General features: G+C 59.2%; 18 protein-coding genes. 13 read left to right on the plus strand and 5 right to left on the minus strand.

The features are described 5' to 3' along the window. A partial coding sequence (locus tag QZ571_RS13215) for a hypothetical protein (RefSeq protein ID WP_295535631.1) occupies positions 1-1,375 on the minus strand: 1,375 nt, incomplete at its 3' end. 73 nt (positions 1,376-1,448) lie between these two features. Between QZ571_RS13215 and QZ571_RS13220 the strand changes: the two genes are divergently transcribed. The 6 genes from QZ571_RS13220 to QZ571_RS13245 all read left to right on the plus strand — a co-directional run bounded on the left by QZ571_RS13220 (position 1,449) and on the right by QZ571_RS13245 (position 5,283). Then, positions 1,449-1,751, plus strand: a complete 303-nt coding sequence (locus tag QZ571_RS13220) for a rod-binding protein (protein WP_295535635.1) — start codon at positions 1,449-1,451, stop codon at positions 1,749-1,751. Continuing rightward, entirely contained in the window at positions 1,738-2,082 is a 345-nt protein-coding gene (locus tag QZ571_RS13225; protein WP_295535637.1) for a flagellar protein FlgN, read from the plus strand. The genes QZ571_RS13220 and QZ571_RS13225 overlap by 14 nt, the downstream gene beginning before the upstream one ends. Positions 2,083-2,298: 216 nt before the next feature. Beyond that, the gene (locus QZ571_RS13230; protein WP_295535639.1) at positions 2,299-3,603 is read left to right on the plus strand and encodes a flagellin; all 1,305 of its coding nucleotides are present in this window, start codon (positions 2,299-2,301) and stop codon (positions 3,601-3,603) included. Between the two features lie 86 nt (positions 3,604-3,689). Beyond that, complete coding sequence (flaF, locus tag QZ571_RS13235) at positions 3,690-4,067, plus strand: flagellar biosynthesis regulator FlaF (protein ID WP_295535642.1); 378 nt, start codon at positions 3,690-3,692, stop codon at positions 4,065-4,067. Continuing rightward, positions 4,064-4,468 carry a flagellar biosynthesis repressor FlbT gene (flbT, locus tag QZ571_RS13240; RefSeq protein WP_295535645.1) on the plus strand — a complete coding sequence of 135 codons (405 nt, stop codon included), beginning with the start codon at positions 4,064-4,066 and terminating at the stop codon, positions 4,466-4,468. The genes flaF and flbT overlap by 4 nt, the downstream gene beginning before the upstream one ends. Further along, positions 4,465-5,283, plus strand: a complete 819-nt coding sequence (locus QZ571_RS13245; protein ID WP_295535648.1) for a DUF1217 domain-containing protein — start codon at positions 4,465-4,467, stop codon at positions 5,281-5,283. The genes flbT and QZ571_RS13245 overlap by 4 nt, the downstream gene beginning before the upstream one ends. A gap of 3 nt (positions 5,284-5,286) precedes the next feature. Here QZ571_RS13245 and QZ571_RS13250 read toward each other — a convergent pair whose 3' ends face one another. Beyond that, a complete protein-coding gene (locus QZ571_RS13250; protein WP_295535651.1) occupies positions 5,287-6,276 on the minus strand; it encodes an asparaginase in 990 nt (329 codons plus the stop codon). A 165-nt stretch (positions 6,277-6,441) separates the two neighbouring features. Between QZ571_RS13250 and QZ571_RS13255 the strand changes: the two genes are divergently transcribed. The 4 genes from QZ571_RS13255 (at position 6,442) to QZ571_RS13270 (ending at position 9,990) form a co-directional block, all read left to right on the plus strand. Then, a complete protein-coding gene (locus tag QZ571_RS13255) occupies positions 6,442-6,963 on the plus strand; it encodes an invasion associated locus B family protein (RefSeq protein ID WP_295535653.1) in 522 nt (173 codons plus the stop codon). Between the two features lie 119 nt (positions 6,964-7,082). After that, positions 7,083-8,264, plus strand: coding sequence for a 23S rRNA (adenine(2503)-C(2))-methyltransferase RlmN (gene rlmN / locus QZ571_RS13260; protein ID WP_295535656.1), 1,182 nt, complete (start codon positions 7,083-7,085; stop codon positions 8,262-8,264). A 59-nt stretch (positions 8,265-8,323) separates the two neighbouring features. After that, positions 8,324-9,283 (plus strand): amidoligase family protein, encoded by a 960-nt coding sequence (locus tag QZ571_RS13265; RefSeq protein WP_295535659.1) that lies wholly within the window; start codon positions 8,324-8,326, stop codon positions 9,281-9,283. After that, entirely contained in the window at positions 9,280-9,990 is a 711-nt protein-coding gene (locus QZ571_RS13270) for a gamma-glutamyl-gamma-aminobutyrate hydrolase family protein (RefSeq protein WP_295535662.1), read from the plus strand. Before QZ571_RS13265 ends, QZ571_RS13270 begins: the two co-directional genes overlap by 4 nt. On the opposite strand, the gene QZ571_RS13275 is transcribed toward QZ571_RS13270, so the two are convergent. Beyond that, positions 9,987-10,808 (minus strand): LOG family protein, encoded by an 822-nt coding sequence (locus QZ571_RS13275; protein WP_295535664.1) that lies wholly within the window; start codon positions 10,806-10,808, stop codon positions 9,987-9,989. The genes QZ571_RS13270 and QZ571_RS13275 overlap by 4 nt on opposite strands. 82 nt (positions 10,809-10,890) lie before the next feature. Between QZ571_RS13275 and dapD the strand changes: the two genes are divergently transcribed. The 3 genes from dapD to QZ571_RS13290 all read left to right on the plus strand — a co-directional run bounded on the left by dapD (position 10,891) and on the right by QZ571_RS13290 (position 13,433). Beyond that, positions 10,891-11,718, plus strand: a complete 828-nt coding sequence (dapD, locus tag QZ571_RS13280; RefSeq protein ID WP_295535667.1) for a 2,3,4,5-tetrahydropyridine-2,6-dicarboxylate N-succinyltransferase — start codon at positions 10,891-10,893, stop codon at positions 11,716-11,718. Continuing rightward, the gene (locus tag QZ571_RS13285) at positions 11,718-12,083 is read left to right on the plus strand and encodes a hypothetical protein (protein ID WP_295535669.1); all 366 of its coding nucleotides are present in this window, start codon (positions 11,718-11,720) and stop codon (positions 12,081-12,083) included. The genes dapD and QZ571_RS13285 overlap by 1 nt, the downstream gene beginning before the upstream one ends. Positions 12,084-12,257: 174 nt before the next feature. Continuing rightward, positions 12,258-13,433, plus strand: a complete 1,176-nt coding sequence (locus tag QZ571_RS13290) for a lytic murein transglycosylase (protein WP_295535737.1) — start codon at positions 12,258-12,260, stop codon at positions 13,431-13,433. On the opposite strand, the gene QZ571_RS13295 is transcribed toward QZ571_RS13290, so the two are convergent. After that, the gene (locus tag QZ571_RS13295) at positions 13,430-14,116 is read right to left on the minus strand and encodes an NnrU family protein (RefSeq protein ID WP_295535671.1); all 687 of its coding nucleotides are present in this window, start codon (positions 14,114-14,116) and stop codon (positions 13,430-13,432) included. The genes QZ571_RS13290 and QZ571_RS13295 overlap by 4 nt on opposite strands. Then, positions 14,113-14,988, minus strand: a complete 876-nt coding sequence (locus QZ571_RS13300; RefSeq protein ID WP_295535674.1) for a DMT family transporter — start codon at positions 14,986-14,988, stop codon at positions 14,113-14,115. The genes QZ571_RS13295 and QZ571_RS13300 overlap by 4 nt, the downstream gene beginning before the upstream one ends. Positions 14,989-15,040: the final 52 nt, after the last annotated feature.

The raw sequence follows: 15,040 nt of genomic DNA on the forward strand, positions 1-15,040 counted from the left end.
TGGTTTTGTCGTTCACGAGAGAGACGGCTTGCTGTCCGTCGGCTATGGCGACCGATTCCGGCTTTGGAAAAGCGGGACCGCGTGCGGCGAAATCTTCAGACTTGCTGTTTTCTTTTTGAATAGTGATATCGCCTTTTAACTCTGGCTGAAGAGCCGCCGTTTCAGCGGTGCCGCTATCACCTATGTATTCTACAGGCTGGTGCATCGGCCTGACATTGGGCGTGATTTGAACCGATTGCCCCAAAGCTTTGGCATCGGCTTGTAAAGGCAGGACATCGACTTGGTGCTGTCTTGTGGGAGCAGGTCTTTGGCTGTTTTGCGTGTTTTCTACATGCGCAAGCGGTGCGCTAGCTGGGTTTGCCAGTGCTTGGAAAGTTTGACCTAGCGCCGTCACAGCGGACAACGATGTTTTCGTTGATGCGGAACCAGTCGGGCCTGCCTGCAAAGAAGTCGTGACTTTGGGCGATTGCGCAGTTTCGAGTTTTTGTCGAACGTGGCCTGTCGCATGCAACGCCGCGTTTTGTTCGAAACGGGTGCTATTGGCAGACTGATTTATGCCCCGAGAGGGTTTTTCGGATACCGGCAGTGCATCCTCTTTTAGGGGCCGATCTGAGGCGTTTGTATTTGGTGCGATACTTTGGCGATCGCGCACTGTGGAGTCATCAAGACTGTGTCGGATTGGCTGCAACGTTTCCGCGGTATCTTGCGCGATCTGATTTGATTGCGCCGATAATTTGTCCTCTGGAGATGCGGTTTGGGTGGTCAACACGGGGGGAGCCGAGGAGTCTCTGCTGGGCATGTTTGTAGCTGTAGGAAGCCAAGCAGCTACTGTGTCCGACACAGGTTGAAAGGCGATATCTGAGGACATCGAGTCATGTTCTGACGGTTTCTGTGGAGCGGACGAGGCCGGGTCCGCTTGCATGATTGCGCCATCATTTGCCACCTGCAGTGACGCAAGATTCGGCGTGCCCTGGACTATTTGGGTTGGCGCAATGTCTTGATCCGAGAGAGTTTCGACCGCAGGAAGATGGGTTGCAAAATTCGCAATCTCGGGCCCAATTTTAACATTACTCGGCGGTGTCTTGGTCGTGAGATCCTGCGTTGCACCTTCATCAACGCTCTGTGCGTCCTTCAAGGTCGCGTCGGTCAAGGCGCTGCCCGATCCTTGTAGCGCGGTGCGCGTCGCCACATCTGTAGCCGGTGCTTTTTGCGTGCGAAGCCCAAAGTCGAGAGAAAACTGCGCTCCAAGCGGATCGGTTTGCATCCATGCAGCGCCGCCAGCGCGGCCGGAGGCTGAAGATTTCTGGGCGAGCGGGTCAGTCGTGGCAATTGGAATCATGGTTTCAAGACTTTCTGTCTGCGGCTTGCCCAGCATGTCAGCAGAGAGTTACCGATTCTTTACCTCGCCATGGCACAGTCAGAAAAATTCGCATCAATTGGAGGGATCCATGACCCCGACACAACCAATCACGCAACCCGCCCCGCCCCAACCCGCCCCGCCGACACAGCATGAGGCGGAGATGCGAGAGGCGGCGGTCAAGCTTGAGGCGAACTTCTTGGCAGAGATGCTCAAACACGCGGGTCTTGGTGACACTGAAGGGGCGTTCAGTGGCGGTGTCGGCGAAGAGCAATTTTCCTCGTTTTTGCGGCAAGAGCAGTCACAGCTTATGGCTGAAGCTGGCGGAATTGGACTGGCCGAGACGATCTTTGAGGCAATGAAAGCGCGGGAGGCCAAGAATGGCTCAAACTGAAGAAGACAAAACGACGGCGCTGATTGATTTGCTGCGCCTTGAACGGGATGCGATTCGTGCCGGTGATTTTTCGGCGCTCATCGAGATCGCGAATCGGAAAGAAGCTCTGATCGCCGATCTGGCGGGGTCGAGCCCGGCGCGACTGGACGAGTTGCGCGTCATCGCGGCTGACAACCAACGCCTGCTTGCTGCCGCGCTTGAGGGCGTGCGGGCCGCTCAGCGCCGCCTCAATGCAATCTTGAGTGCGTCTAAAGGGTTCAATGCCTATGATAAATCCGGCCAGGTCAAACCGATCCGACGTGGCGATGGCTCTCTCGAACATCGTGTATAAGCCATTAATCATTAAAGAAAACTCTCATGAATTTAGGCCGGCTACAGCGCCGGCCTTAGCATTTCATTAGGGCAAGCTGTGCAATCTAGGCCCTGCATCAAATGTGATGGCGCGCCGCAATAAAACGCAGCGCAACGGTCAGAATGACATGAGCGCCGTTTCAAAGAACGGCTTAGAAAATCTGGCGTAAAGCGCCAAAAAAATTAGGAATATGACATGTCCAGCATTCTGACGAATACCAGCGCAATGGTCGCGCTGCAGACTCTCAAAGGCATCAACTCGGGTCTGGCGATGACCCAATCGGAAATCTCGACCGGTAAATCGATTTCCTCGGCCAAAGACAACGCCGCTGTTTGGGCGATTTCCAAGGTCATGGAATCTGATGTGAAGGGCTTTTCGGGGATCTCTGACAGCTTGGCACTCGGCGAATCGACGGTTGCCGTTGCGCGTCAGGCGTCGGAAACCGTGACCGACCTTTTGACCCAAATGAAGGGCAAGATCGTCGCGGCCCAAGAAGAGAACGTCGATCGCACCAAGATTCAAACCGATATCCAAGCGCTGACCGATCAAATTAAATCGGTTGTCGGTGCGGCTCAGTTCAACGGACTGAACCTGATCGACGGGACGAGCAGTGATTCGATGAACGTCCTTTCGTCGCTTGATCGCGACTCGAGCGGGAACGTAAATGCCAGCACGATCAACATCGGGCGTCAAAACCTGTCGGTGACCACGCCGGTCACGGCGCAGAACTTTGGTGCGGGAGATCTGGCAACCGCTGCACCGGATTACATTTCGGGCGCTGGCACGACCCAAACCGCGGCAGCCAGTGCGCTGACAGCGCCGGCAACGGTTACGGCAAGCGGTGGCACCGCGACTGTCACTGTGGGCCAAGTCGCTGCAGGCATCGGTTATGAGATGGCTCTCGACGGTCTGGACATCAAGACAGCAGATGGCAGTACCGCCAACGGATCTCGTACCTTCCAATACGTTGCCGGGGATTCCGATGGTACGGCCGATGTTGCTAAGAATTTGCTGAACCAGATCAACTCCTTCTTCGAAGCGGCTACTGATGGCAGCTACACTGCTGTGCTTGGGGCGACTGACAATCAAATCACGATCACCAATAACTCGGGTACAGATATCGATGTCGGTCTGCGTGCCACGAGTGGCGGGACCGCAGGCACCGATGCTGCATCTGGTGGTTTGGGAACGCTGGCCAATATCGACGTGACTTCGGACGCTGGTGCGATCGCAGCCCTGAGCAATATTGAAACGCTGATCGGCAAGTCGATTGATGCCGCCTCGGCTTTTGGTTCTGCTGAGGGGCGCATTCAAACCCAGTCCAGCTTCATTTCCAACCTGTCGGATTCGATGAAATCTGGGATCGGCGCGCTTGTCGATGCGGATATGGAAGAGGCATCGGCCCGTCTGCAAGCCCTGCAGACCCAGCAACAGCTGGGTATCCAGGCGCTGTCGATTGCGAACCAGCAGCCGCAGAACATCCTGTCGCTGTTCCGCTGATGACATAGGGGGGCGCCGAAACTGGCGCCCCCTTTCACCGCGGAAAAGCCGCGATCTGATGTATCCAGTCACAGGAAGGATTTCCCGTGTTCGCTACGACTCTGGCCAAAACGGCCTACGCCAATCCCGGACAACCTGTCCGCACCGCGCGTGGCACCGAATTCGAACTTTTTGCGCGTATCACACGGCGCTTGAAACAGGCCTCCGATGCCGGCAAGGCGCAGTTTCCTGCTCTGGCCGCGGCGGTTTATGACAACCGCAAGCTGTGGACGGTGCTCGCCTCGGATGTTGCTGACCCTGGCAATAGATTGCCCAGCGACCTGCGCGCGCGACTTTTTTATCTCAATGAGTTCACGCAAGTGCATAGCCGCAAGGTTCTTACCGGCGATGCCTCGGTTGATGTTCTGATTGACATCAATACCGCAATCATGCGCGGTTTGCGCCAAGAAGGAGGCGCAGCATGAGCGGCCTTGTTCTGAAACTTGCACCGAAAGAGCGTGTGCTGATCAATGGTGCCGTGATCGAGAATGGCGAGCGACGCTCGCGCCTTGCGATCATGACGCCCAACGCACATATCCTGCGGCTGCGTGATGCCATCCACCCCGAAGAGGTCAACACCCCGGTGCGCCGCGTGTGTTATATTGCGCAGCTCGTGCTGTCGGGCGATGCCGACCCGGAGGACGCCAAGATGCAGCTTCTGCGTGGGATCGAACAACTCAGCCAGGTGCTGACGGATCATGATAGCCGGGCGCAGTTGAACTCTGCCAGTCACGCAGTGCTTGACGGGCAGCCCTATCAGGCGCTGAAATTCCTGCGCAGCCTGTTGCCTCGGGAGGCGCGGCTTCTAGCCGCACATCCGCAATGAGCTATCAGCCGATCGTACCTTTCAGCGGTTTTTCCGGGTGGAGTTTTCTCAATCGCACGATGGAAAAGCAGCAGGCGGCGTTTTCTGCCTCAAACGAAATCCAGCGCAACGAGGATTATTTCCGCGAAAAGATCGGCTCTATCAAAACAGCAGAAGAGCTGGTGGGCGACCGCCGGCTCTTATCTGTCGCGCTGGGCGCGTTCGGTCTTGACGATGATATCGACAACAAATTTTTCATTCGCAAGGTGCTTGATGAGGGCTCTCTGGATGGCGACGCGCTTGCGAATAAACTCTCTGACAAGCGTTACTTTGCTATGACGCAGGCCTTCGGATTTGGTGATTACACCACGCCACGCACGGTTCTCTCGAATTTTCCTGACGAAATCTTGGGTCAATATGAGACACGCCAGTTCGAAATTGCCGTTGGCAATAGCGACAATGATATGCGTCTTGCGTTAGCCTTGCAGCGCGACCTGCCCGCGTTGGCGGCTAAAACGAATACTGAGACCACGAAATGGTATTCTATTATCGGGTCGTCAACGATGAGCACGGTGTTTCAAACAGCACTTGGCCTGCCCAGGAGCGTTGGCTCGCTTGATGTCGATGCGCAGGTGAAGATGTATGCGGCAAAGGCAGATCAGCTTTTTGGCTCGAGTGACCCGGCGCAGTTCAGCGATGGCGAAAAGCTTGAAAAGCTCACGCGCGACTTTTTGCTACGTTCGCAACTTAGCACGAGTGGTTCAATCAGCTCAGGCGAAGCCGCGCTGACTCTGCTACAAAATGCCTCGAGCGGAAGCATGTCGCTGCTGCTGTAACGATCAGCCAAACCCCGGAGAAAGTCGAATCTCGCCAGTCACGATTCCACGCCAGTTTTTCTGAATTCCCGTAAGCCAGGTCTCTACCGTCGGGTGGTTGCGATCCAGCACGCCTTGGCGGATCAAAAGCGCTGTAATCGCAGCTTCCGAAGCGCGGGTGGCACCATCCATGATCTTGAGGGCAATGCCACGCTTTTGCTTTGGCAGGATTGCGATATAGACAGCTTCGGCCCCCGTTTTCACGGCCACTCTGCCCCCCATTGCGCGCATCAATTCGGTGCAGGCGCGCCCGTCATTGGCAACCATTTCAGGAAAGGTCGCCATCGCTTGTGTCAGCCGGGCGGCGGCGCGCTCGCGTGTTGAACCCTCGGGGTTGGCGGCCGCGAAGAATTGCATTGCGCGCGCCAGACCAGTCACCGTGGTTGCGAAATTCGGCGCAGAACAACCGTCAATCCCGAAACCGGGAGAGGTCACATCGGTCACCTCTTCAAAAGTGGTCTTGATTATCTGCTGAAGCGGGTGGGTCACTTCGACATATTCCGAGCCGCCGCGCAAATGTCGGTTCAGCGTGAGAAAGCCAACATGCTTGCCCGAGCAATTATTGTGCAGCTGACAAGGGGCCTCATGGGAACAGACCAGCCGCGTTTTTTCAGCCGTGTCCCACGGCATATGCGTGCCGCAGCGCAAGTCTTCCTCATGCATGCCCAAGCCTGCCAACCACTCGGCGGCGGCATCGCGATGCAAGGCCGCGCCGGAATGACTGGCGCAGGCAAAGGCCAGATGGCGTTCGCTCAATCCGGCTGCATCCGCCGCTCCGCTTTCGACCAAAGGCAATGCCTGAATCATTTTCACCGAAGATCGCGGGAAAATTACCGCTTCCGGATCACCCCACGCCTCTTCAATTCCATCAGGTCCGAAGACCACGGCATGGCCAGCGTGAACGGATTCCAGTATCCCACCACGCCAAAATTCGATCATTGGTGCTGCAGTCATGGTCATGCTCCTAATCTAATGGGCGATTTCTCGCCAACCAGGGGTTTTCCCTCTAGGCATTTATCGGTTAAACAGGTGTTATCGAGTGGAAAACGCATCCGCCAGCAAGAAAAGGGTGATCAGCCCGGGCGATGTAGAGGCAAACGGCAGCTGGAGGCTGTAAGCATGAAAAATATGTGTCTGCGGGTCGTGACCGTAATTGGGCTCACGTTTGGGGTGGCGCATAGCGCGGTCGCGCAAGAAAGCACCAACCGTGTCGCCGCGTCGACTGACTGGAGTGTCTTCGTCGACGACAATCCCAAGGAATGTTGGGGCGTGTCCAAGCCGAAGAAAACGGTCAATACCAAGGATGGCAAAGTTGTGCAGGTGCGGCGCGGCGACATCTTGTTGTTCGTGACCTACCGACCGGGCAAGGCGCCGGAAGTGTCGTTCCGGGGCGGCTATCCCTTTGCATCGGGCTCAACTGTGGAACTGGACGTGGGCGGGCAGAAGTTCACACTCTTCACGGATGGCGAAGGTGCCTGGGCTGGTTCTCCCGATGAGGATGCCAAGGTGATCGCTGCCCTCAAATCGGGGAGCGATGTGACCCTGACAGGCCATTCGGGCCGGGGCACTCAGACCCAGGATAACTTCTCGTTGATGGGCTTTACCGCGGCCACTGAAGAGGCTGCGACGCGCTGCAAATAAGTGCGGCGATTTTGCATTAGGCGCCCTGGCCGCTGGTCGGGGCGTTATTTTTTGGTTTTTCCCTACACGCGCTGGGGTGAATCCCCTATATGAAGCCCTTGATTCCAAGGAAATGCGCCATGACCCAGCCCAACGCACCGATTACGCAAGACGTGCATACGATCCCGCGCAAACTGCCCGAGGGCGGCAAGATCAATCTTGTCGGCCTGACTCGCGCGCAGATGAGCGAAGCTTTGATCGCAGCGGGCACCCCCGAGAAGCAGGCGAAAATGCGTGTGGGGCAGGTCTGGCAATGGATTTATCATTGGGGCGTGCGCGATTTCGCGGCGATGACCAACCTCGCAAAAGACTATCGTGCGATGCTGGCTGAGCAGTTTGAAATCACCCTGCCCGAGATCGTGACAAAGCAGGTTTCCGAAGATGGCACGCGCAAATATCTGCTGCGCATCGCCGGCGGGCATGAGGTAGAAGCCGTCTACATCCCCGAAGAGACGCGCGGCACCTTGTGTATTTCCAGTCAGGTTGGCTGCACGCTGACCTGTTCGTTCTGTCACACCGGCACGCAAAAACTGGTGCGCAACCTCACGGCGGGCGAGATCGTCGGTCAGGTTATGGTGGCGCGCGACGATCTGGGCGAGTGGCCCGAAAAGAACAGCCCCAAGAATGAGACGCGGCTGGTGTCGAATGTCGTGCTGATGGGCATGGGCGAACCGCTGTATAATTTCGACAATGTGCGCGATGCGATGCAGGTCGTGATGGACAATGAGGGGCTGACGCTGTCGCGCCGCCGCATCACGCTGTCCACGTCAGGTGTGGTACCCGAAATCGCGAAGACGGCCGAGGAAATCGGCTGTCTGCTGGCGGTATCTTTCCATGCGACCACCGATGAGGTGCGCGACCGCTTGGTGCCGATCAACAAGCGTTGGAACATCGAGACGCTGCTGAACACCCTGCGCGAGTACCCGCGGCTGTCCAATTCCGAACGGATTACGTTCGAATATGTCATGCTCAAGGGCGTGAATGACAGCGACGAGGATGCGCGCCGTCTGGTCAAGCTGATCAAGGGCATTCCCGCCAAGATCAACTTGATCCCGTTCAACGAATGGCCCGGTGCGCCTTATGAGCGCTCTGATTGGCAGCGCATCGAAAGCTTTGCCGACATCATCTACAAAGCCGGTTACGCCAGCCCGATCCGTACTCCGCGCGGTGAAGATATCATGGCTGCCTGTGGTCAGTTGAAATCGGCAACCGAGCGGTCGCGCAAAAGCCGCGCCGAGATCGCGGCGGAGGCCGGACTGTAAGGGAACTTAGCGTCCTCTCGCCGCATTGTCCCCCAAAGGGACAATAGACTGGAGAGATCATGACGCGAGAGGCTATCGCCCCGTTGCCGCAGCCCGATACGGCCGATGGAACGCCACGCCGCATCGGTGTCGAGATTGAACTGGCCGGTCTGACCGAGAAGCAAATCGCGCAATTGGCCGCCCAGAATCTGGGCGGCACAGCCCGACGAACCTCTGGCAATGACTGGGAAGTCGCGCAGAGTGCGATTGGGAGATTGCAGATCTATCTCGACATCTTTCTGCGCAAAGAGACCGATAGCGCGTTCAAAGAGATTGGCCTCAAGATCGGGCGCGAGGTGATCCCGGTCGAGATTGTGACCGAACCTTTGGATCGTAAAGGCCTGTTGCAACTATCTGATTTCATAGCATTGCTGCGCAGAGAAGGGGCGAAGGGAACGGGACAATCGCTGCTGTTTGGGTTTGGATTGCATCTGAACCCCGCCATTGCGAGCGCGCAAGATCGTGACATCGTGCGCCCGCTTTTGGCCTATGCCTTGATCGAGGAATGGATGCGCGAGCTGCACCCGATTGAGCGCACCCGCGAGTTGCTGCCCTTCACCGCGCCCTATCCGAAGAAACTCATCGCCGAACTGGCGCGGCTTGGCCCGAATGCCAGTTTAGAGGCCGTAATCCAGACTTATCGCGCGGCCACGCTGTCGCGCAATCATGGCCTTGATATGCTGCCGATCTTTACCCATCTGCGCCCCGATCTGATCGCGCCCGAGCAGGGCAAGGGCGGCACAGTGTCTCCGCGTCCAGCGTTTCATTTTCGTCTGCCCGACTGCCGGATCGACGACGAGGATTGGTCCCTTGATACCGAGTGGCGGCGCTGGTGGCGCGTTGAGGCGATCGCCGCAGATACCGAATTGTTGTCTGATCTGTGCCGCGAGTGGCTGGCGGCAAAAGAGGGGCTGACGCTGCTGGGCGACAAATGGGTCGCGCGGTGCGACGCAGTTTTGGATGGCGCGGGGCTATTATGAGGCCGTTGATCGGCATCTCGACCTCGCGCCGCACTGGCTGGCGGGTCTATCCGTTCATTGCGCTGGGCGTGTGGCTGGCCGGCGGGCGGTCCGTACGCTGGCAAGCCGGTAAGCCCGTGCAAGTGACGTGTGTTGACGGCATTATTGTGGGCGGCGGGGATGATATTTCCCCCGAACTTTACGGCGGCACTTTGGTCGCCAGCGCGGTTCTGGACCCAGCGCGCGACGATCTTGAGCGCTGTCTGATCGACGAGGCGATGGCGCAGGGCAAACCGGTTTTGGGGATTTGTCGCGGGGCGCAGATGCTCAACGTGGCGCTGGGGGGCGATCTCTATCAAGATGCCTACGGGCATTTCGGTGCGCGCAAACACTCTACGATTCTACCCAAGAAGGACATTCGTATCAGCCCCGACACGCGGATGGCGGCGCTGGCGGGAACCGCGCCGATGCGCGTCAATGCGCTGCACAGTCAGGCGGTGAACCTACTGGGCGATGGCTTGCGCGTGGCTGCGCGCGACACGTCGGGAATGGTGCAGGCGGTCGAGCGGATCGAGGAGCCCTTTGCGCTGGGCGTGCAATGGCACCCCGAATATCTGACCTATGCGCGCAGGCAACGCGCGTTGTTTCGTGCCCTCGTGGCGGCGGCGCGTGCGCATGTCGCCGCGCGCGCGCAACTGCCCGAGGTCAGTGCCGAGGCCAAGGCCTAGCAGGCCTCGTAATCCCAGCCGTCGATCACCGCCGCGGCCTCGGCAGCGGTTTCGACAAAGCTCACCAGATCAAGGTCTTCGGGCGAGATCGTGCCCGCCTCTTTCAACCGCTCCCAGTTGATGATCTCGCGCCAGAATTCGCACCCAAACAGGATGAACGGGATCTTTGCCATCCGCTTCGTCTGGATCAGCGTCAGCGCCTCGAACATCTCATCAAGCGTGCCAAACCCGCCGGGAAAGACGCAAACGGCCTTGGCGCGCATCAGGAAATGCATCTTGCGGATCGCGAAGTAGTGGAAGTTGAACGCTAGGTCGGGCGTGACATAGGCATTGGGCGCCTGTTCATGCGGTAGCACGATATTCAGCCCGATGGACTGTCCGCCCGCCTCATGCGCGCCGCGATTGCCCGCCTCCATCACGCCGGGGCCGCCGCCGGTGCAGATCACGTTCTGGCGGCCATAATCTTGCATCGAGCGTTCGGTCATTTCATATGCGAATTTCCGTGCCTCGTCGTAATAGCGCGTCAGTTCCGCCAGATAGGGCGTCTTGGCGCTGTCCTTGTTTTCAGGCGCGGGAATGCGCGCGCCGCCAAACATAACGATGGTTGATTCAATCCCGCGTTCATCCATGATCAGTTCGGGCTTGAGCAACTCCAACTGCAGACGCACCGGGCGCAGTTCTTCGCGCATCATGAAATCGGTGTCGGTGAAGGCCAGACGATAGGCGGGCGCGCGCGTTTGCGGCGTATCCGGGATGCGGTTGGCGGTGGCGGCGTCTTCCTGACTGTCGCGGAACGGGTGGCGGCGATCGTCTTTCATGGATGTCCTGCTCATTGCGCGTTGGGCTTTGACCAACTATAGCCTGATCTCGATAAAGGCCACCTGAAAGAGGAAGACCGACATGTCCAACGCCGCGCTGGAAACCGCCATCGAAGCTGCATGGGAAGCCCGCGACACGATCACGCCCGCCACCAAGGGCGAGACGCGTGAGGCGATCGAGGACACGCTGAATGCGCTGGATCGCGGCGCATTGCGCGTGGCTGAAAAGCAAGCTGACGCCAGTTGGCATGTCAATCAATGGGCGAAAAAGGCGGTTCTGCTGGGCTTTCGCCTGAAGGATATGGAAATGCAGCCGGGCGGTCCGCAGGGCAGCAGCTGGTATGACAAGGTCGACAGCAAATTCGAAGGCTGGGGCGATAACGAGTGGAAAGCGGCCGGTTTCCGCGCCGTTCCCAACTGTATCGTGCGCCGCTCGGCCTATATCGCGCCGGGCGCGGTGTTGATGCCGTCTTTCGTCAACCTCGGAGCCTATGTTGATACCGGCACGATGGTCGATACTTGGGTGACGGTCGGGTCTTGCGCGCAGATCGGCAAGAACGTGCACCTCTCGGGCGGCGTCGGCATTGGCGGCGTCTTGGAACCGATGCAGGCTGGCCCCACGATCATCGAGGATAACTGCTTTATCGGCGCGCGTTCCGAAGTGGTCGAAGGCTGCATCATCCGCGAAGGCTCGGTGCTGGGCATGGGCGTTTATATCGGCCAGTCGACCAAGATCGTGGATCGCGAAACCGGCAATGTGACCTACGGCGAAGTGCCGCCCTATTCGGTAGTTGTGTCGGGCACGATGCCGTCGAAAAACGGAATCAACCTGTATTGCGCAGTGATCGTGAAGCGCGTCGATGCCAAGACGCGCTCGAAAACCGGCATCAATGAACTGTTGCGTGACTGATGAGCGAACAGGCCGAAAAACCCGCCAAGAAGCCCTCGCGCCAGCAGGTTTTTACCCTGCTGGTCGAGGTCGGACGCGCGCCTAATGATGGCTTGCCCAAAGGGGCCTCGGGGGCGGGCTTGCTGTGCTATGCCAGCGGCGTCGATGAGGCCGAGGCGGTGCGCGAAACCGTAGCGATCCTCAAGCAGGCCGAACTGGCGCCGCTGGATGTGACGGGCTACGGCACGATTGCCGAGCGCGAAGAGCAGGGCCATGAAATCCCCGATGAGGAACGCGAGTTGATGGATCGCGCATTGGCGGAAAACTCGGTGATCGTCGCGCAGATGACGCCCTATTACGGCGACGACAAGAAGCCTCTGCAATAAACCGCCCGCGGCACCGAGTTCCGTTGAAACGCGCCCTGCGCCTGTTAGACTGTTTCGAAATGGCAAACATTCGGGCAGAATATGGCAAACCTTTCCTATCTTATCCCTCTGAGTTTCGTGGCATTTTCTGGGCTGGCCGCCTGTGCCGGTCCCCCCGAATCTTCGCCGCGCCCGATGGCGAAGGGGGCAACCCCCGTGGCTGACGCGATCCCCGCCGCCGATCCTGCGACCGAGGCGCGTTTTGAGGCGTGGCTTCGGGGGTTCAAATCGCGCGCGATGGCCAATGGTATCAGCGACGCGACGTGGACCCGCGCGATGGCGGATGTGCGCTATAATCCCAAGGTGATCGAGCGCGACCGCTATCAATCGGAATTCACCAAATCCATCTGGGATTATCTCGATAGCGCGGTTTCGCCCGAGCGGGTGGCGACCGGCCAGCAGATGCTGCGCCAATATGGTCCGCAGCTGAACGCGATCGAAAAGAAATACGGCGTCGACAAAGAGGTTGTCGTCGCGATTTGGGGCATGGAAAGCCGCTATGGCGCGCATCGCGGCACCACCGCAATCATCCCCGCACTGGCGACGCTGGCCTATGACGGGCGGCGCGGCGAATTCTTTGCCAAGCAGTTGATTGCCGCGCTCAAGATCATCCAGTCGGGCGATGTCGATGAACGCCACATGACCGGATCATGGGCGGGCGCGATGGGCCATACGCAGTTCATCCCGACCTCATATGAGGCCTATGCGGTCGATTTCACCGGCGACGGCAAGCGCGACATCTGGTCGAATGATCCGACGGATGCGCTGGCCTCGACGGCGGCGTATCTGGCGCGTTCGGGTTGGTCGAAGGGGCAGCCTTGGGGGGTCGAGGTCACCTTGCCTGCGGGCTTCAATTACAGCCTGACCGGCAAGGGCACCAAGAAGTCGCCCGCGCAATGGGCGGCACTGGGTGTGCGCTCGGCGACGGGCGGGTCGATTGCGAATTACGGCCCCGCCTCGATCCTTGTGCCTGCGGGGGCGAAGGGACCTGCCTTCATGATCTTCGGGAATTTCCGGGCAATTTCGCGCTACAATGCCGCCGATAGCTATGTGATCGGGGTCGGGCATCTGGCGGATCGTATCAAGGGCAAGGGGCCGTTCGTGCGGGACTGGCCGCGCACCGGCAAGCCGCTGAGCGCGCCGCAGAAGATCGAGCTGCAGGAACGGCTGACGGCGGCGGGCTATGATACCGATGGCACCGATGGCAAGATCGGGCCGAACACGGCCAAGGCAATCGTTGCCTATCAGAAGGCCCGCGGGCTTGCGCCCGATGGCTATGCCACGCTGGAGCTGTTGCAGACCCTGCGCTAGGGCTGCGGGCTGACACCGATGACGGGGGCGTGCAGGGAATAGAGCGCGCCCCACACGCCTACCGCCACGATCAAGCGCAGCGGCGAGGGCAGGGCTTTTGGCCGCCAACGCCCGCACAGCAGCGCGGCAAAGGGGATCAGGGCTGTGTGCGCGCTCAGCCTTAGCCAGTCCGCTGCGCCCCAGACACGGCGCTTGCGCGCCTCAAGCGCGCGCATCCCAGCGCCGGTGAACAGCGCAAACGCTCCGAACAGAATGACATGTGCCAGATCGCCATTGGCAATCAGATGCGCGCTTGCCCACAACAGGATCGCCCAAAGCAGCGGTTGGCGGGTCAGCCCTGCGATGCCCGGACGGGTCGGGTCGAACCCACTGGCGCGCCCTTCAAAGGCGAAGGGATTGGGCGCGCCCACCCCGTAGCTGCCCAGCACAATCGCTAAAGGCATCGCGATATTGACCAGCCAACGCGCCCACCTGTCTTGCGACCATAGCTCGACATAGGGCGCGCGCCCGGCGGCGAAAATCAGCCAAAACAGCAGCACGGTCGAGAGTGTGGAAAATGCAATCGTCCAGCCGCGCGCACCAAGGGTCGCAACCAACGCGCCCTTAAGGCGCGGCATCGACGGGATCGCGTGCGAGGCGAGAAAGGCAAATCCCGCCAGTAGGAATTCACCCCAGCCGTTCATCGCACGACCTTTTGCTTGGACAGCTGTACGGCCAGAATGCCCCCCGCAATCACCGCAACCCCCAGCGCATCATGCCAATCCAGCGGATCGCCCAGAACGACCGCCGCAATCGCCACGCCAAAGACTGGCGTGAGGAAGTGGAACGTCGCTGCGCGCACCGCGCCGATCCGCCCGACCAATTGAAACCAGATCCAGGTCGCGGCGAGCCCCGGCACCAGGACCGTGTAGATAAATGCGGTGGCAAGCTTGGGTGTGACATCTACCGCAATCGCCTCGGTCAACCCCGAGACCACGGCCAGCACCGCTGCCCCGATGAGCATCTGCAATCCCACAACCATCAACACGCCGCCCCCGCCGGAACTCGCTCCGCGCACGGTGAGTGTGGCCACCGCAAGTGCAAGCGCGCCAAAAACACACAGCATCAAACCATAAGGGTCCACCCCGCCTTGCAGCCGCGCGCCCATGATGATCGCAACGCCCGCAAACCCTGCGATTAGCCCGATCAGCCCCAAAGGAGAGAGCCGCTCGCGAAACACAATCCAGCCCAATGCGCCCACGATCAGCGGCATAGTCGAGGCGATGATCGCCGCAACCGAGGCCGCAACCGTTGTCATCGCGACCCAGTTAAAGCCCAGATACAGCGCATTCTGGCAGATCCCGAACAGGATTGTGGCGCGCCATTGTGCCCGGCTCAGCCGCCAGCTTTGTCCCAGCGCAAGGGCCAGCACGATGCCCAGCACACCGGAGATCAGAAAGCGGAAAGACAGCGAGGCAAGGGGCGGTGCCTGAGCTACGATAATGTGGGTCGATGTAAAGGCCGACGACCACATCAGGGCAAAGGCCAACCCCATTCCGATAGAGCGCAGATCCATACGTCCCCCAAAGCGTAATGTCGGCAATGAAAAGGGCCGCCTGCGTCATTGC

Source organism: uncultured Thioclava sp., assembly GCF_913064665.1.
Taxonomy (GTDB): Bacteria; Pseudomonadota; Alphaproteobacteria; order Rhodobacterales; family Rhodobacteraceae; genus Thioclava; species Thioclava arctica.